General features: G+C 74.7%; 12 protein-coding genes. 5 read left to right on the top strand and 7 right to left on the bottom strand.

The annotated features are described in order from the left end of the window. Positions 1-2,626, top strand: a 2,626-nt coding sequence (locus tag UW392_RS48980) for a cation-translocating P-type ATPase (protein WP_320781862.1), incomplete at its 5' end; no start/stop codon positions are given. Positions 2,627-2,636: 10 nt separating this feature from the next. Then, positions 2,637-3,092, top strand: a complete 456-nt coding sequence (locus UW392_RS48975) for an RpiB/LacA/LacB family sugar-phosphate isomerase (RefSeq protein WP_320781861.1) — start codon at positions 2,637-2,639, stop codon at positions 3,090-3,092. 30 nt (positions 3,093-3,122) lie between these two features. Here UW392_RS48975 and UW392_RS48970 read toward each other — a convergent pair whose 3' ends face one another. Beyond that, on the bottom strand, positions 3,123-3,368 hold the full coding sequence (locus UW392_RS48970; protein WP_320781860.1) for a hypothetical protein: 246 nt from the start codon (positions 3,366-3,368) through the stop codon (positions 3,123-3,125). 65 nt (positions 3,369-3,433) lie between these two features. Next, on the bottom strand, positions 3,434-3,688 hold the full coding sequence (locus UW392_RS48965) for a hypothetical protein (RefSeq protein ID WP_320781859.1): 255 nt from the start codon (positions 3,686-3,688) through the stop codon (positions 3,434-3,436). A gap of 419 nt (positions 3,689-4,107) precedes the next feature. Between UW392_RS48965 and htpG the strand changes: the two genes are divergently transcribed. The 3 genes from htpG to UW392_RS48950 all read left to right on the top strand — a co-directional run bounded on the left by htpG (position 4,108) and on the right by UW392_RS48950 (position 11,319). Next, entirely contained in the window at positions 4,108-6,045 is a 1,938-nt protein-coding gene (gene htpG / locus UW392_RS48960; protein ID WP_320781858.1) for a molecular chaperone HtpG, read from the top strand. A 507-nt stretch (positions 6,046-6,552) separates the two neighbouring features. Beyond that, positions 6,553-9,792, top strand: coding sequence for an aminodeoxychorismate synthase component I (gene pabB, locus UW392_RS48955; protein ID WP_320781857.1), 3,240 nt, complete (start codon positions 6,553-6,555; stop codon positions 9,790-9,792). Positions 9,793-9,825: 33 nt separating this feature from the next. Next, positions 9,826-11,319: a peptide MFS transporter gene (locus UW392_RS48950; protein WP_320781856.1), complete on the top strand. Its 1,494-nt coding sequence runs from the start codon at positions 9,826-9,828 to the stop codon at positions 11,317-11,319. Positions 11,320-11,365: 46 nt separating this feature from the next. Here UW392_RS48950 and UW392_RS48945 read toward each other — a convergent pair whose 3' ends face one another. From UW392_RS48945 to UW392_RS48925, 5 genes are all read right to left on the bottom strand, one after another. Continuing rightward, on the bottom strand, positions 11,366-13,150 hold the full coding sequence (locus UW392_RS48945) for an ABC transporter ATP-binding protein (RefSeq protein ID WP_320781855.1): 1,785 nt from the start codon (positions 13,148-13,150) through the stop codon (positions 11,366-11,368). Then, positions 13,147-15,009, bottom strand: coding sequence for an ABC transporter ATP-binding protein (locus UW392_RS48940; RefSeq protein ID WP_320781854.1), 1,863 nt, complete (start codon positions 15,007-15,009; stop codon positions 13,147-13,149). Before UW392_RS48940 ends, UW392_RS48945 begins: the two co-directional genes overlap by 4 nt. A gap of 62 nt (positions 15,010-15,071) precedes the next feature. Continuing rightward, positions 15,072-16,022 (bottom strand): aldo/keto reductase, encoded by a 951-nt coding sequence (locus UW392_RS48935; protein ID WP_320781853.1) that lies wholly within the window; start codon positions 16,020-16,022, stop codon positions 15,072-15,074. An 88-nt stretch (positions 16,023-16,110) separates the two neighbouring features. Further along, positions 16,111-16,686 carry an AAA family ATPase gene (locus UW392_RS48930; protein ID WP_320781852.1) on the bottom strand — a complete coding sequence of 192 codons (576 nt, stop codon included), beginning with the start codon at positions 16,684-16,686 and terminating at the stop codon, positions 16,111-16,113. Between the two features lie 51 nt (positions 16,687-16,737). Then, on the bottom strand, positions 16,738-17,619 hold the full coding sequence (locus UW392_RS48925; protein ID WP_320781851.1) for a class I SAM-dependent methyltransferase: 882 nt from the start codon (positions 17,617-17,619) through the stop codon (positions 16,738-16,740). Positions 17,620-17,725 lie beyond the last annotated feature (106 nt).

Raw genomic sequence — 17,725 nt, 5'->3', positions numbered from 1 at the left:
CCGGGCCCGCGTGGCCTGGCACGCGATGTCACCGGACGACGTGCTGGCCCGGCTGGAGGCCGACGAGCCGGACGACACCGGGGGCACCGCCGAGCGGACGGCCGGCCGGGTGCGCCGGGCCTTCGGCGCCCTGGGCCGCTCCCGGGTGCTGGCCCCGGCCCGGTGGTCGTGGGAGCTCGGCCGCGCCATGCGCGACGAACTCGACGATCCCCTCACCCCTGTCCTAGCGGTCGGCTCGGCCGCGGAGGCGATCCTCGGCTCCGCCGTGGACGCCCTGCTGGTCGTCGGCGCGCTCGACCTGAACGCGCTGGTCGGCGGCGTGCAGCGGCTGCGGGCCGAGAAGGCGCTGTCCGGCCTGCTGGCTGAACAGAAGCCCAAGGCACGGGTCACCGGCCACCTGCGGTCCGGGCGCACCCGCATCACCGACGCCGGCCGCCTCGCCCCGGGCGACATGATCGAACTCCAGGGGGACGACGTCGTGCCCGCCGACGCGCGCCTGCTGTGGGAGGACGGTCTGGAGGTCGACGAGTCCGCGCTGACGGGGGAGTCCCTGCCGGTGGACAAGCAGATCGAGCCGACGCCGCGGGTCTCGGTGCCCGACCGCCGCTCCATGGTCTTCGAGGGCACGACCGTGGTCGCCGGACGCGCCCGGGCCGTGGTCGTCGACACCGGCGACCGTACCGAGGCGGCCCGCGCCGTCGCCCTCGCGGCCCGCACCCCGCCGTCCGCCGGCGTCCAGGCCCGGCTCCAGGAACTCACCCGGAAGGCGCTGCCCCTGACGCTCGCGGGCGGGGCCGCGGTGACGGGCCTGTCGCTGCTGCGGGGCACACCGGTACGGCAGGCGGTGAGCGGGGGAGTGGCGGTGGCCGTGGCCGCCGTGCCCGAGGGTCTGCCGCTGGTGGCGACGGTGGCGCAGCTGGCCGCCGCACGCCGGCTGGGCCGCCGCGGCCTGCTGGTGCGCACCCCGCGCACGCTGGAGGCGCTGGGCCGCATGGACACCGTCTGCTTCGACAAGACCGGCACCCTCACCGAGAACAAGCTGCGCCTGGTACGGGTGACCGGCCCCGACCTGACCGTGCTGCGGCCCGGTGACGAGCCGGCCGGGCCCACGCTGCGCACCGCGGCCCGCGCCTGCCCGCGGGTCAACGGCGACGGCGGCTCCCGCCCGGTGCACGCCACCGACGAGGCCGTCCTGGCCGCCGCGGGGCCGGGCGGGGACTGGACGCAGACGGAGGGCCGCCCGTTCGAGGCCGCCCGCGGGTACGCCGCGGCCGTCGGCCGCGCCGGGGACGGCCGCCCCGTCCTGGTGGTCAAGGGCGCCCCGGAGACCGTCCTGCCGGCCTGCGGCGACGACGGTACCGACGCCTCCCGGGCCGCCCGGGCGCTGGCCGCCGACGGACTGCGGGTCCTGGCGGTCGCCGAACGCCCGCTCGGCGAGGACGAGGACCCCGGCGACGTCCTGGAGAAGCCACTGGTGGGCCTGCGGTTCACCGGTCTGCTCGGACTCGCCGACGTGGCACGCGGCACCTCGACGGACCTCGTCACCGGGTTGCGGAGGGCGGGCGTACGGCCCGTCATGCTGACCGGCGACCACCCGCAGACCGCCCGGGCCATCGCCCTCGACCTGGGCTGGCCCGAGGACACCACCGTGGTCACCGGGGACGAACTCGCCGCCGCGGACCGGCAGCAGCGCGCCCGCATGCTGCGGGACGCCGGTGTCGTGGCCCGCGTCGCGCCGGAGCAGAAGCTCCAGGTCGTCGAGGCGCTGCGGGACGCGGGCCGGGTGGTGGGCATGGTGGGCGACGGCGCCAACGACGCCGCGGCCATCCGCGCCGCCGACATCGGCGTCGGCATCAGCGCCCGCGGCTCCGCCGCCGCCCGCAACGCCGCGGACCTCGTCGTCACCGGCGACGACCTGTCGGTGCTCATCGAGGCGGTCGCCGAGGGCCGCGCCCTGTGGCGCAGCGTCGCCGACGCCATCGCCATCCTCATCGGCGGCAACGCCGGCGAGGTCGGCTTCGGCATCGTCGGCACCCTCCTGTCGGGCGCCGCACCGCTGTCCACCCGGCAGATGCTGCTGGTCAACCTGTTCACCGACCTGTTCCCGGCGATCGCCGTGGCGGTGACGCCGAGGGAGGACGCACCGGTGCGTCCGGACGCCGTGGACGGGACGCCCGGCGCGGAACCGGCGCCCGACCCGGGTGGCACACCGCTCGGCACCGACCTGCTCGGCGCGCCCCTGGTCCGCCAGATCCGGCACCGGGCGCTGACCACCACCCTGGGCGCCACGGTTGCCTGGCTGATCGGGCGCTTCACCCCGGGCAGGAGCATCCGCTCCACGACGATGGCGCTGTGCGCGGTCGTCGGCACCCAGCTCGCCCAGACCCTGGCCGACCGGCGGCACAGCGGGCTGGTGCAGGTCACGTCACTCGGATCCGCCGCGGCACTCGTCGCCCTGGTCCAGACCCCCGGCCTGAGCCAGCTCTTCGGCTGCACCCCGCTCGGCCCCCTCGCCTGGGCCGGCGTCACCGCGGCGATCGTGCTCGCCGTGACCGGCCAGCGCTTCCTGCCCCGGGTGGAACAGGTGGTGGAGAGGTACCTGCCCGCGGCGGTGCGCGCCGGTTAGGCTGCGGGCCATGCGTATCTCCGTCTCCTCCGACCTGGACGAACCCGTGGCCCGCTCCCTGGTGGAGCAGTTGCGCGACCGTGGCCACGAGGTGGTCACCCACGGGGCGTTGCGCCCCGGGGAGGACAGCCGGTGGGCGATGTGCTCGGAGGCGGCGGCGCGCGACGTCGCCGCCGGCCGGTCGGACCAGGCAGTCGTGTGCTGCTGGACCGGCACGGGCGCGTCGATCGCCGCGAACAAGGTGCCGGGCGTACGGGCGGCGCTGTGCACGGACGCGTACACGGCGGACGGCGCCCGCCGCTGGAACGACGCCAACGTCCTGGCGATCGGTCTGCGGCTGACCTCGGAGCCGCTGCTGAAGGAGATCCTCGACGCCTGGTTCACCGCCGGGGCCGGCCAGGACGCCGAGGACCGGGAGAACCTGGCCCACGTCGCACGGCTCGACCTCGGCGGGACGGCCCGCTAGGGGGGACCGCCGCCGTCGCGGGTGGTCGTCTCACCGCGACGGCGGCGCCTGTGGCCGGTCCCCGTCATGGGTGCCCGGCCGGACGATCTCCTCCAGAACCCTGCGGACCACCCCGTACGCGACGGAAAGTACCTCCGCGTCAGGTGCCGTCCCGTCCGTGTCCTCGGGCGGCCGGGTGCCGGACCGTGCCTTGTGGTGCCGCTCCTCCCGTTCGGCCCAGTCCCGGGCCCGCTGGATGCGACGGAGCAGTTCGTCGGAGTCCACGACATCGCTCATGGACGACGTCTACCCGTTCGACGGCCGGACAGCCGTGTCAGGACTCGGGAGTCAGGACTCAGGACTCAGGCGATGGGCTCACCGTCATGGACACCGCCCTTGCAGTGCCTGATGAGCAGCGCGCGCTCGCCGGTGCCCCGCACGGAGAGGGAGACGAGGCCGCCGCCCCCGACGCAGCTCCGCCAGGAGACGCCGTCCGAGAACGCCGGGGCGGTCCGGCCCGGCGGGCCGTCGGCCGGTGCGGACGCGGCCTGCGCGGGCAGCGCGGACAGCAGGGGCGCGGCCAGGACCGCGATCAGGACACAAGCGGGCTTGCTCATGAGGCTCCTCTCCTCCGGTGTCGTACCAGCGTCGTCGGCATGCGGCCCGGCCGCCATCGGGCACGGGCACACGAGTTACCGGAGCGCGCGCCGGGGAGCCGGAGGAGGACGGAAGCAGGGGGCGCGCTGCCGTCGCGGCCGCGCGCCCCCTGGAAACTGGTCGAGCTGCCTCTGCGCACCAGGGACAGGACGTGAGGCAGCCCGCGGACACCATGTGCCCCGTAAGTCGTGCCGCACACCTCACGGCACCGATCTCCGGGAAAACTCGTGACGGACACTCAGCCGGCGGCCGGCAGCGGGCGGGCGGTTGGCGATCACGTGGTGTCACAGGGCAAGATCGTTCACGCGGACACCGGCCGATGGCGGCGTCCCGCACGACAGACGAGAAAAGCCGAGTCCTTCTCCGGGGGAGGAACACTGTGACCAGTCAGGTCGAGACGGCCGATACGGTCGAGACGTACGAGTTCCAGGCGGAATCCCGCCAGCTGCTCCAGCTGGTGGTGCACTCGATCTACTCCAACAAGGACATCTTCCTGCGGGAGCTGATCTCCAACGCCTCCGACGCCCTGGACAAGCTCCGCCTGGAGTCGCTGCGCGACAGCGACCTCGGGGCGGACACCGACGACCTCCACATCGCGCTGGAGCCCGACGCGGAAGCGCGCACCCTGACCGTGCGCGACAACGGCATCGGCATGTCCCGCGACGAGGTCGTCCGGCTGATCGGCACGATCGCCAAGTCCGGCACCGCCGAGTTCGCGCGCAAGCTGAAGGAGGCCAAGCAGGCCCAGGACGGCGAGGGTTCGGCCGCGCTGATCGGCAACTTCGGCGTCGGCTTCTACTCCAGCTTCATGGTCGCCGACCGGGTGACGCTGGTGACCCGCCGGGCCGGGGAGGGAGAGGGCACCCGCTGGGAGTCCGACGGCAAGGGCACGTACACCCTCCAGCCGGTCGCCGACGCGCCGCAGGGCACCTCGGTGACCCTGCACCTGAAGCCCGAGGACACCGAGGACCGGCTCTGGGACTACACGGACGGGGGCCGGATCCGCGACATCGTCCGCGAGCACTCCGACTTCATCCCGTGGCCCGTGCGCCTCGCCGCGGAGAGCGCCGGGGAGGACGACGCCGAGCCGGCCGCCGAGACGATCAACTCGATGAAGGCGCTCTGGGCCCGCCCGCAGAGCGAGATCACCGAGGACGAGTACAAGGAGTTCTACAAACACGTCAGCCACGACTGGAACGACCCCCTGGAGACCATCCACACCAGGGCGGAGGGTTCCTTCGAGTACCAGGCGCTGCTGTTCATCCCGTCCCGGGCGCCGTTCGACCTGTTCCAGCAGGGCGCCCGCCGCGGCGTGAACCTGTACGTCAAGCGCGTCTTCATCATGGACGAGTGCGAGTCGCTGCTGCCGGACTACCTGCGCTTCGTCAAGGGCGTGGTCGACGCGCAGGACCTGTCGCTGAACGTCTCGCGCGAGACGCTCCAGCAGGACCGGCAGATCCAGCTGATGCACCGGCGGCTGGTGAAGAAGATCCTGTCCACCGTGAAGGCGATGCGGACCAAGGACGCCGAGCGGTACGACACCTTCTGGGAGCAGTACGGCCGTGCGGTGAAGGAGGGCCTGCTCAGCGACTTCGACAACCGCGAGACGATCCTCGACATCTGCTCCTTCCCCTCCACGCACGACGCGGAGCGGCAGACGGGCCTGCGTGACTACAAGTCCCGCATGAAGGACGGCCAGGAGCACATCTACTACCTCACCGGCGAGTCCCGGGCCCGGCTGGAGAACTCCCCGCACATGGAGGCCTTCCGCGCCAAGGGCCTGGAGGTGCTGCTGCTCACCGACCCGGTGGACGAGGTGTGGGTCGAGTCCGTACGCGAGTTCGACGGCACTCCGCTGCAGTCCATCGCCAAGGGACAGGTCGACCTGGACGGCGAGGAGGAGACCAAGGAGGGCGACGAGGAACGCGAGCGCCAGGAACAGGACTTCGCCCCGCTGCTGACGTGGCTGGCCTCGGCGCTGTCGGACGACGTCAAGGAGGTGCGCCTGTCCACCCGGCTGACCACCTCCCCGGCGTGCATCGTCGGTGACGAGCACGACGTGACGCCGACGCTGGAGAAGATGTACCGGGCGATGGGCCAGGAGATCCCGAGCATCAAGCGCATCCTGGAACTCAACCCCACCCACCCCCTGGTCACGGCGCTGCGCGAGGCCCACCAGCGGGACGCCGGCGACACGGCCGTGACCGAGACCGCGGAACTCCTGCACGGCATGGCGTTGCTCGCCGAGGGCGGCGAACTCGGCGACCCCGCCCGCTTCACCCGCCTCCTGGCGGGACGGCTGGCCGCCGGACTGTAGCGCGCCCTCCAGCGGTCCTCCGGGGCGTCCGCCGTCGCACACCGGCGGCCGCCCCGGGGATCCGGTTACGCCGATGGGGCCGCGCGGGCGGGACGGCGAGGGGCGGTTCCGGTACGTCTTCGGTGCGGCGGCCCGCTCCACGGGCCGGGCGGGGACGGCCCGCCGGACAGCGGGTGCGCGGGTGGCCCGTTCGTGTGTCTCCCGGCGGTACCGGCCCGCCCCGCCCCGCGCGACGGCGCCCCGCGGCCGTCCGGTGCCGTCCGGTGACTGGACATCGTCCGCCGGTCCGGGGCCCGGCCGCCGCATCTCCGCGCCCCGCCGGCGTCCGCGCGGGAGGCGGCGCGGGGGGAGTGCCGTACGTACATCGTTCCCGTCGAAGCGAGGAGTGCGACGGGGCGCATGGGCGTGCGGAAAGGGGTCGTCACCAGGGGGTGCGCCGGTGTCCGCTGCCGCTGGCATACTTGCCCCGTAGCGCTGCCCGTGACCTTCCCTACGGTGGTGAGCGCGATGGCCGACCCCCAGTCGTTCGGCCCCGAGGCGTCGATTCCCAGCGCCGACCCCCGGGGAGACCCCTTCCTCAGCACCCGGTTCGCCCTGCCCGCACGTCCCGACACGTTCCTGCGCCGTGAACGCCTCGTCACCCACCTCGGCCACGGACTGACGGCCCCGCTCACCCTGGTCAACGGGCCGGCCGGCGCGGGCAAGACCCTGCTGGCCGCCGACTGGGCCGCCTCCCTGGGCCGGCCGGTGGCCTGGCTCACCGCGGACGGCACCGACGAGGACCCCGGGGTCTTCTGGGCGTACGTACTGGAGGCCCTGCGCACCGCCGGGACCCCCCTGTCGGACGAGGTCGGCCACCCGGCGCACCCGGGCAGCGTGGACCACGCCCTGCTGGCCCGGCTCGCCGCCGACCTCGGCGCCCGCGCCCGGCCCGCCGTCCTCGTCGTCGACGAGTTCGAGCGCCTGACGTCCCCGGAGATCGCCGAGCAGTTGCAGTTCGTGCTGCACCACGCCGCCCGGGGCATGCGCCTGGTGCTCGTCACCCGCACCGAGCCGCTGCTCCCGCTGCACCGCTACCGCGCGGCCGGCAGCATCGTCGAGATCCGCGGCGCCGAGCTGGCGTTCACCCCCGAGGAGGCGGCGACGCTGCTGGACTCCCACGGCCTGTCCCTCACCGGCGACGCCGCGCGCGCCCTCGTGGACCGCACCCGGGGCTGGGCCGCGGGCCTGCGGCTGTGCGCGCTGGCCGCGCAGCAGAGCAGCGACCCGGAGACGTACCTGAAGGAGTTCGAGGCCGGGCAGAGCACCGTCGCCGACTTCCTGCTGGCGGAGGTCCTCAAGCGGCAGCCGGCCACGGCCCAGGACCTGCTGCTGCGCGTCAGCGTCGTGGAGCGGTTCCGCCCCGGCCTCGCGGACGCGCTCACCGGCCGGACCGACGCCGAGCCGATCATCTCCCGGCTGCACCGGGAGAACGCGTTCGTGGAGCACCTGGGGCGCTCCTGGTACCGGCTGCACCCCCTCTTCGCGGAGATACTCCGCACCCACCTGCGGGAACGCCGCCCCGGCCTGGAACGTGAACTGCACCGCCGGGCCGCGCGCTGGCTGAGCCGCTCCGGCTCGCTCCCCGAGACGCTCGCCCACGGTGCGGCGGCGGGGGACTGGGAGTTCAGCGCCCGGGCCCTCGTCGACGACCTGGCGATCGGCCAACTGCTCACCGGGCTGCGCTCCGACGCGCTGGGCCGGCCGTTCGCCCGGCTGGCCCCCGGGACCGCGGGCCCCGCCACGAGCATCGTCCTCGCCGCCCGCGAACTCTTCCGGCGGGACCTGCGCCGCGGACTGACCCATCTGCACCACGCCCAGCAACAACTGGACCAGCGGCAACCGGACCAGGCCACCGGGAGCGGCACGGGCGGCACCGACGACACCGACGGCACGGGGCTCGCCGCGGCACGACTGAGCTGCGCCCTGCTGGAGGTCCTCGCGGCCCGCCTGGCCGGCTCCCCGCACCGCGCCGAGCAGGCGGCCAAGACCGCGGGACAACTGCGGCAGTCCGTCGCCGCGGAGCGGCTCGACCGGCATCCCGAACTCAACGCCCTCCTGCTCACCCACCTCGGCTCGGCCCTGCTCTGGGCCGGACGTCTGGACGAGGCACGTGCCGCGCTGATCCAGGCGGTCAGGTCCTCGACGGGCCCCTCGACGATGCTGCCCCGGCAGGACTCCCTCGGCCACCTGGCGCTCATCGACCTCCTCAACGGCTGGCCCGGCCAGGCGGAGAAGAAGGTGCTGACGGCGATGGGCGAGGCGCAACGGCTCAGCCTGCCCCAGCTGTTCCGGACCGGCGTCGGCCGGCTGGTGCTGGCCGCCGTGGCCGTCGACCGCGACGAACTCGACGAGGCCGAGGGCCTCCTGGAGCGGGCGGGCCCGCCCGGCGGCACCCCCGACCCGGTCGAGGCGGCGGGACGGACCATCGCGGAAGCACGGCTGCTGCTCGCCCGGGGCCAGGTGCGGGACGCCCTGCGGACCGTACGGACACCCATCGCCGCGGAGGCGGTCTCGCCGTGGGTGGAGGAACAGGCGGCTCTGGTCGCCTCCGCCGCGCACCTCGCGGCGGGCCGTCACGAGGCGGCCGTCGAGGTACTGGGGCAGACGCCGGCCCGCCGGCCCGCCCCGCTCCCGCGCCCCGGCGGCCCGCTCCCGCACCGGCCGTCGCGGGGCGAGAGGCGCTACCTGGCCGACATCCGGCAGTGCCAGGAGGAGCTGCGGGCGGGCGAGAGCTACGAGATCTGCCTGACCGACACGGTCCGGGTGCCGGTGGACGCCGACGGCCTGTCCGCGCACACCGTCCTGCGCCGCCTCAACCCGGCGCCGTACGCGGCGTTCCTGCGGTTCGGCGACACCGAGGTGGTGTGCTCCTCGCCCGAGCGCTTCCTGCGGATCGGTCCGGACGGCCGGGTGGAGAGCCGGCCCATCAAGGGCACCGCGCCGCGCGGGGCGGACCCCGCCGAGGACGCCCGGCTGCGGGACGCGCTCGGCCGCGACCCCAAGACCCGCGCCGAGAACCTGATGATCGTGGATCTCCTCCGCAACGACCTGGGCCGGGTCTGCGAGATCGGCAGCGTGCACGTGCCCCGGCTGATGCGCGTGGAGACGTACGCGACCGTCCACCAGTTGGTGTCCACCGTCCGCGGGACGCTGCGGCCCGGCACCGACGTCCTCGACTGCGTGCGTGCCTGCTTCCCGGGCGGTTCCATGACCGGGGCGCCCAAGCGGCGCACGATGGAGATCATCGACCGCCTTGAGGGCGCTCCGCGCGGGGTGTACTCCGGCTCGATCGGCTACCTGGGCCTTGGCGGGGGCGCCGACCTGAACATCGTCATCCGCACCGCCGTCCGCTCCGGCGGCCGCTGGACGGTGGGCGCGGGCGGCGCCATCGTCCTCGGCTCCGACCCCGCCGAGGAGTACCGCGAGGTACTCCTCAAGGCCGCCGCCCCGGTCCGCGCGCTGCTGCACGCGGCGCGCGGGCGGCACCCGTCCGCCCTCGTCACCTTCCCGGCCACCTCTGGAGAGACCGTGCCCCTCGACCGCCGTCTGCTGGACATCCTCGCCTGCCCCGCGTGCACCGCGCCGCTCACGGCCGACGCCGCCGACACCCGCCTGACGTGCCGTCGGGACGGCTGCGGCCGTACGTTCCCGATCACCGACGGCATCCCGGACCTCGTCCTCGACGAGGAGCCGGCCCGCCCCTGAACGGGGGCCCGAGCCGCAAGGGGGGCGGACGGGATGACGGAGACGGACGGACCGGTGCGCGGGACCGGCGCGGGCGGCACCCGCCGCCCGCGCGGACTGCTGACGCTGTGGAACGTCGAGATGTGGGAGCGGTTCAGCTTCTACGGGATGCGGGCGATCCTCGTCCTGTTCCTCACCGCGCCCGCCGCGCAGGGGGGTCTCGGCCTGGCCCCGCACACCGGCGCCGCCGTCTTCGGTGTCTACGGTGCCCTGGTCAACCTGCTGGCGCTGCCCGGCGGCTGGATCGCCGACCGGCTGTGGGGCTCCTACCGGGCGATCGTGCGGGGCGGTGTGGTCATCACCGCGGGGCACGCCGTCCTGGCGGTCCCGGCCGGTGCCGCCACCGCGTACACCGGTCTGCTCCTGGTCGCCGTCGGTACCGGCCTGCTCAAGCCGGGTGTCTCCACGCTGGTGGGCCGGCTGTACGACGCCGAGGGCGGTGACACGGCGTCGGCGGCGGCCCGCCGGGACGCGGGGTTCTCGGTGTTCTACCTGGGCATCAGCCTGGGCGCGTTCGCGGCTCCGCTGATCACCGGTTACCTCGGCGAACGCGTCGACTGGCACGCCGGGTTCGGCGCCGCCGCGGCCGGCATGCTCGTGGGCCTGCTGGTGTGCGTACGCGGTCGGGGGCGGCTGCCCGTGGAGCGGCGGGCGGGCCCGATGTCACCGGCCGGGGCGTACCGCGCGGTGGCCGTCGGGGGCGCGGCGGCGGTGTTCCTGGCGGCGGGGTACGCGGTGGCGCTGTGGTGGGGGCACTCTCCCACCGAGGCGGTGGTGCAGGCGGTGACACTGCTCACCGTGGCCGTCGCGGTGGTCTGTTTCGCGGTGCTGTTCCGCGGCGCGGGTTCTGACCCGGTGGAGCGCGGGCGGCTGGCCGCCTACGTGTGGCTGTTCCTCGCGGCCACCGTGTTCTGGACGGTCGCCGAGCAAGGGGGTTCCCTGATCAGTCTGTTCGCCCGCGACCACGTGGACCGGACCCTGGCCGGCCGGGAGGTTCCGACGAGCTGGTTCCAGTCCCTCGGTCCGCTCTACAGCGTGCTGCTGGCCGGGGTGTTCGCGGCGCTGTGGCTGCGGCTGGGAGGGCGGCAGCCCGGCACCCCGGCGAAGTTCGCGCTGGCCCTCGGCGGGCTGGGGGCGGCCTCGCTGGTGATGGCGGGCGCGGGCTGGGCGGCCGGTGCCGGGCGGGTCACGCCGCTCTGGCTGGTGGTGGCGTTCCTGGTGCAGATCGTGGCGGAGATGCTGCTGAGCCCGACGGGGCTGAGCGTCACCACCCGGCTGGCACCGGTCCGGCTGGCCCACCGCGTCATGAGCCTGTGGTTCCTGTCCGTGGCGCTGGGCAGCGCGCTCAGCGCCCAGGTGGTCCGGCTGTCGACGGTGTGGCCGCCGGGCCCGTACTTCGCCGCCCTCGGCGCGCTGGCCCTGCTCGCGTCGGCCGTCCTGGCCCTGGCCCGGGGGCGGCTGCGGGCGCTGATGCACGGGGTGGACTGAGCAGGGGGGGTGGCGCCCCGGAGTTCCGTCCGGGGGTCCGGGGCTCTCACACCTCCGTCGCCGACGTCGCCGACATCCACGCCGCGTGCAGGTCGGCGTAGCGGCCGGGGCGGGCGACGAGTTCCGCGTGGCTGCCCTGCTGGACGATGCGGCCGCCGTCGAAGACGAGGACGTGGTCCGCGGCCTCGGCGGTGGACAGCCGGTGGGCCACCGACACCGCCGTACGGCCGCGCGTGGCGTTCTCCAGCGCCCGCTGGAGCCGCTGCTCGGTGGCCGGGTCGACGGCGGACGTGGCCTCGTCGAGGACGAGGAGGTCGGGGTCGGCGAGGTAGGCGCGGGCCAGCGCGACGAGTTGCCGTTCGCCCGCCGACAGCGCCTCGCCGCGCTGTCCCACCGGGGTGTCGAGACCCTTGGGCAGCCCGGCCGGCCAGCCCTCGAGGCCGAGGTCGCGCAGCGCCCGCCACACGTCCTCGGGGGTGGTGTCCGGTCTGCCGCAGGCGATGTTGGCACCGATCGTGGTGTCGAACAGGAAGCCGTCCTGCGGCACCATGACGACCCGGCTGCGCAGCGAGGAGAACGGCACCTCGGGCAGCGGCATCCCGCCGAGGGTGACGCGGCCCGCGGTCGGGTCGTCCAGCCGGATCAGCAGCTTCACGAACGTCGACTTGCCCGAGCCGGTCTCGCCGACGACGGCGACCCGGCTGCGCGGGGCGATGCGCACCGTCACGTCGTGCAGGACCGGTGGGCCGCCCGGATAGCCGTAGGCGACGTCCTCGAAGCGGATCTCCAGCGGGCCCGGCGCGAGCGGGGTGCCCGCCGCCGCGGGGTCGGGCACGTCGACCGGGGTGTCGACCACGGCCAGCGCGCGCCGCCAGCCGGCCAGGGCGTTCTGCAGCTCGTTCAGCACCTCGGTGCTCATCTGCGCCGGTCCGATGAACAGGGTGACCAGGAACAGGAACGCCACCAGTTCACCGGCGCTCATCCGGCCGCCCACGCCCAGCAGCACCCCGAGGCTGACCACGCCGCCGATGGCCAGCGCGGCGGCGACTTCACCGCTGGAGAGGGTGAGGGCGACCAGGCGCTGGGCGCGGCTCTGGGCCCGCCGGTGTTCCTCGACGGCCGTGTCGATGCGCCGGCCGATCAGGTCGCCCGCGTCGTAGGCGTGGATGACGGCGGCGCCGACGACGGCCTCCCCGGTGGCGGCGAGCATGTCGCCGCCGCGGGTGCGGACCCGGCCGTACGCCTCGGAGAGCCGGCGTTGCAGCGCGGGCAGGACCAGGGCGAGCGGGGTGAAGACCGCCCAGACCATGAGGGCGAGCTGCCAGGAGTAGGCGAACATCACGGCGCTGCCGACGAGCAGTTGGCACAGGCTCACCAGGAACATGCCGCCGAACTGGAGGAAGGTGCTGAACTGGTCGATGTCCGCGGTGACCCGGGCGACCAGGTCGCCCCGGCGTTCCGAGGTGAGCGCGGGCGCCGACAGGTCGTGCACGCGGCGGAACACCTTGACCCGGAGGGTGGCCAGGCCGCCCTCGACGCTGCGGTAGAGGCGGTGGTTCATGCGGTACGTGACGTAGGCGGTGGCGAGGACGGCGGCGGCGCACACGCCGACGGTGGCCAGTACGAAGCCGGTGCGCGGCCCCTGTTCGGCCCGGATGCCGTCGTCCAGGGTGAGCTGTACGGCGACGGGTACGACGACCCGGCCGCCGGCGGCGAGGAGCGCGAGCAGCACCACGCCCAGCAGTCCCTCGCGCAGTCCCGGGGAGACCTCGAGGGCCCGCCGGAACGTTCCCCACGCGCCCCGTCCCTCGCCGGTGATGCGGCTGTTCACGCGGTCCTCCCTTCGGTGTCGTCCGGGGCCGCCTGCGGCAGCTCCCCGCTGTCCCGGCCTTTCCGGCCGTCCCGGCTCTTCCGGCCGTCCCGGTCGTCCCGGTCGTCCTCATGCTCGTAGGCGGTGACCAGGTCGCGGTAGCCGGCACAGCGGGCGCGCAGTTCGGCGTCGGTGCCGCTGTCGCGGACGCGCCCGCGGTCGACGTAGGCGACGTGGTCGGCGAGGGCGATGGTCGCCTGGCGGTAGGCGACGACGACCAGGGTGGAGGGCACCCGGGCCGCCCGGAGCCCGCCCAGGATGCGGGCCTCCACCTGGGGGTCGATGCTCGATGTGGCGTCGTCGAGCACCAGCAGCCGGGGGCGGCGCACCAGGGCGCGGGCCAGGGCGATCCGCTGGCGCTGCCCGCCGGAGAGGGTGGCGCCGCGCTCGCCGACGCGGGTGTCGAGGCCCTTCGGCAGCGCCCGGACCACCTCGGCGGCCTGGACGGCCTCCAGTGCCTCCCAGACCTGTTCGTCGGGGAGTTCGAGGCCCAGCAGGACGTTGCCGCGGACGGTGTCGTCGAACAGCAGCGTCTCCTGCGGGACGAACGCCACGGCGGAGGAGACCTCGCCGGAGCGCATCTCGCGGGCGTCGAGGCCGTCCATGAGCACGTCGCCGCGGACGGGGTCGACGAGCCGGACCATGAGGGTGGCCAGGGTCGACTTGCCCGATCCGGTGGGGCCGACGACGGCGACGGTCCGTCCGGAGCCCACGCTGAGGGTGACGTCGTGCAGGACGAGGCTGTCGTCGTAGCCGTAGCTGACGCCCCGGGTGTCGAGGCTGATCGGGCCGGCGTCGGACAGCCGCAGCCGCCCGGTGGGCAGGTCGCCCTCGGCGTCGAGGACGTGCCGGACGCGGGCCCAGCCGACGGCGCTGCGGGGCAGTTCGGCGAGGACCCAGCCGAAGGCGCGTACCGGGAAGGCGATCATCGTGAACAGGTAGGCGACCTGGACGAGTTCGCCGACGTTCACGGCGCCCGCGGCGAGCCGGCCGGTGCCGACGGCGAGGACGCTGAGGATGCCGAGGCTGGGCAGGGCGTCGAGCAGCGGGTCGAAGCGGCCGCGGGTGCGGCCGACCGCCACGTTGGCGTCCCGGAGCCGGTTCGCGGCCTCGCTCATGCGGGCCGTCTCGTGCTCCTCAAGGCCGAGGGTCTTGACGACCAGGGCGCCGTCGAAGCTCTCGTGGGCGATGTCGCTGGTCTCGGCGCGCAGCGCCTGGGCGCGCTGGGCGAGCGGGGTGAGCCTGCGCTGGTGGACGACGTTGAGCAGGCCGATGGAGGGGAAGACCAGCAGCGCGACCGCCGCCAGTACCGGGTCGACGGTGAACATGGAGACCATGGCGGCGACGAGCATGACGGCCACGCCGATGGCGCTGGGCAGCGGCACGACGGGTGCCCAGGCCGCCTCCACGTCGGCGCCGACGTTGGACAGGAGCTGCCCCGCCGGGTGCCGCTGGTGCCAGGAGAGCGGGAGCCTCAGGTAGCGCCGGGCGACCTTGCGGCGGTAGGTGGCCTGGAGCCGGAACTGCATGATGCCCGCGCCGACCCGGCGTCCGATCACCCCGACGACCCGGAGCATCGCGACACCGAAGACGGCCAGTCCGGCGCCGGCCAGGGCGGCGGCGGTGGTCCGGCCCTCCCGGAAGGCGGGCAGGATGACGTCCTCGGTGATGCGGCCCAGCGTCCAGGAGGTGGCGACCGGCGCGACACCGTAGAGGGCGCTGGCGGCCAGGGCCACGGTGAAGATCCAGGGTTCCTCGCGTACGGCGACGGCGAGCACTCCGACGCCGCGGCGCAGGGTCGACGGGTCGGTTGCGGACACGGGTGACGTTCCTTCGGTGGGAGAGGTACGGGACGTGCGGCCGCGGGCCGGGGCGTCCCGCGTCACTGGCGGGCCCCGGCGGCGGCCGGCAGGGCGTCCAGCAGGGCGAGGTCGTCGTCGTCCAGCCGGACGTCGGCGGCCGCGGCGTTGTCGTCCAGGTACGCCGGGTTCTTGGTGCCGGGGACGGGGACGACGTGCGGGCCGCGGGAGAGCACCCAGGCGAGGGCGGTCTGCGCGGGGGTGAGACCGCGGCGCCGGGCGACGGTGCGCACACCGTCCAGGAGGCGGAGGTTGGCCGCGAAGTTGTCCTCGGTGAAGCGCGGGTTGTGGCGGCGGTAGTCGCCGTCGGGCACGTCGTCGGCGGTGTCGAAGCGGCCGGCGAGGAAGCCGCGGCCGAGCGGCGCGTACGCGATGAGGGTGATGCCCTCCCGTGCGGTGAAGGGCAGCAGGTCGGTGGTGGCGTCGCGGGTCCACAGGGACAGTTCCGCCTGTACGGCGGCGACGGGGTGTTCGCGTGCGGCGCGGCGCACCTGCTCGGCGCTCACGTCCGACAGGCCGAGGAGGCGGACCTTGCCGGCCCGTACGGTGTCGGCCAGGGCGCCCCAGGACTCCTCCAGCGGGACCTCGGGGTCGACCCGGTGCAGTTGGTAGAGGTCGAGGTGGTCGGTGCGGAGGCGGCGCAGGCTGGCGTCGACGGCGGCGCGGATGTGCGCGGGGCGGCCGTCGCGGCGCAGCCGGGTCTCCCCGGTGACGAAGCCGACCTTGGTGGCGAGGAAGGCGCGGTCCCGGCGGTCGGCGAGCGCCCGGCCGACCAACTCCTCGTTGGTGTGGGGGCCGTAGACGTCGGCGGTGTCGACGAGGGTCACGCCGAGGTCGAGGGCGCGGTGCAGGACGGCGGTCGAGGTGGTGTCGTCGCGGCCGGCGGGATCGTAGGCGTAGGACATGCCCATGCAGCCGAGACCGACGGCGCCCACCGGGCTGCCGTGCGGGCCGCCGATGTATCGGGTGTGCACCCGGGTGGTCCTTCCTCGGCGCGGTGCGCGCCGGGCGGGCCGGGGCCCGGCGGACCGGGCCCCGGCAGGGGAGTCGCGCGGGGCGCGGTCAGGAGACGGCGCCCTCGGTCCAGGCGCGCTTGAGGATCTCGTCGACGGTCTCCTCGACCGTCTGCTCGGAGGTGTCGAGCCACAGCCCGATGCGGGGGGTGCTGTCCCGGAGCACCTGGTCCATGGCGCTGGGCTGCCAGTCGGGGCCGTAGCCGGTCTTGGCGCGCTCGGCCTCGCGCCGGGCCACGACCTCGGGGTCGGGCGCGAGCATGACCACGGCGAGCGGGCGGCTGCGGATCAGCCGGGGCATGTCGGCCAGGTACTCGCCGAGGAAGAGGTCCTGGACGACGGCCGTGAAGCCGGCGTCCACGTAGGCGTCCGCGGCGGTGGCGGCGAGGCGGTAGCGCAGCCGGAGCTGGGCGACGGCCTCCGGTGGGGCGTCGGCGGTCATGTGGGCCTGGCCGCTCACGATCATGCGGCGGAAGGTGTCGCCGCGCACGTGTGCCGAGCGGGGCAGCCGCTCGGCGAGGGCCTGGGCGACGGTGGACTTGCCGGAGGCGGAGATGCCGGAGACGAGGATGACGCCGGGGGTGCCGTCGACGGGGGCGGAGGCGGGGCTGGTGATGTCGCTCATGGGCGGGAGGGGGTCCTTACTCGTGGTCGGTGGGGGTGTGTTGCCGGCCCGTCAGTCGCGTTCGAGGACGAGCAGGTCCATCGAGGCCGGGCGGCGCGGTGAGACGCCCCAGGTTCCCGGCCGGGGGTCCCGGAGCATGCGCAGTCCGTGCCGGGAGGCCATCGTCAGCAGCAGGTCGGGGCGGTAGGCGATGGCGTACGTGGGCTCCTGAGCGGAGTGGACGTGGTGGTCGCCGCGGTCGTGCGGGAAGGTGAACGCGGTCGCGCCGCGCGCCATGTTGGCGGCGGCCTCGTCGGTGAGGAGGTAGGCGGTGGCGAAGCACACGCCGCCCGGCCGGAGGACGCGGGCGGACTCCGCCAGGTAGTTCTCCGTCTCGGCCGGGCGCAGATGGCTGATGAGTCCGACGAGGGCCGCGATGTCGTAGGCGGCGTCCTCGGCGGGGAACCGGAAGTCGGCCGCGTCCAGGGTGCCTTCCGGGTTGTAGATCTCCTGCCGGATGTCGACGTGCGCGAAGCGGAAGCGGGGGTGGCGGGGGGTGATGGTGCGCGCGCACCAGTCGATGGCGTGCGGCACGATGTCGAAGCCGAGGTAGGAGCCCTCGGTGAGGACGTCGGTGAGCGGCACCGCGATCCGTCCGGGACCGCATCCGGCGTCGAGCACGTCGTGTCCGGGGCCGAGGCCGAGTTCGTCCCGCATGTACGCGGTGATCCGGCGGCCCACCTCCAGGAAGTCGCCGTTGCCGACGAAGCGGCGGTGGCGGCGGGGCGGCAGCAGCGGGTGCTGTCTCCCCCGTACGGTGTCCCAGGCGTCGAGGGCCCGCAGACCGGTGTGGTAGCCGAGGCGGCGCAGCCGTTCCAGGTGGCCGGCGGTCCGTTTCGACGAGGTGTACTTGGTCGCCCTGAGCGCGCTCAGTTCCGGCTTGCTGCCTGCCAAGGAACGGCCCCTCTCGGTGGTGTGGCGCACCGGCACACGGGTGCGAGGGGGTACCCGGCGCGGGTCTCCGGGCGGGCGGCCCCCTCCCGGCCCGGCGTTCAGGATG

The sequence above is a fragment of the Streptomyces sp. CRN 30 genome, from assembly GCF_034105845.1.
The sequence above is the reverse complement of the archived record's forward strand: the minus strand, read 5'-3'. Positions and strand labels throughout refer to the sequence as shown.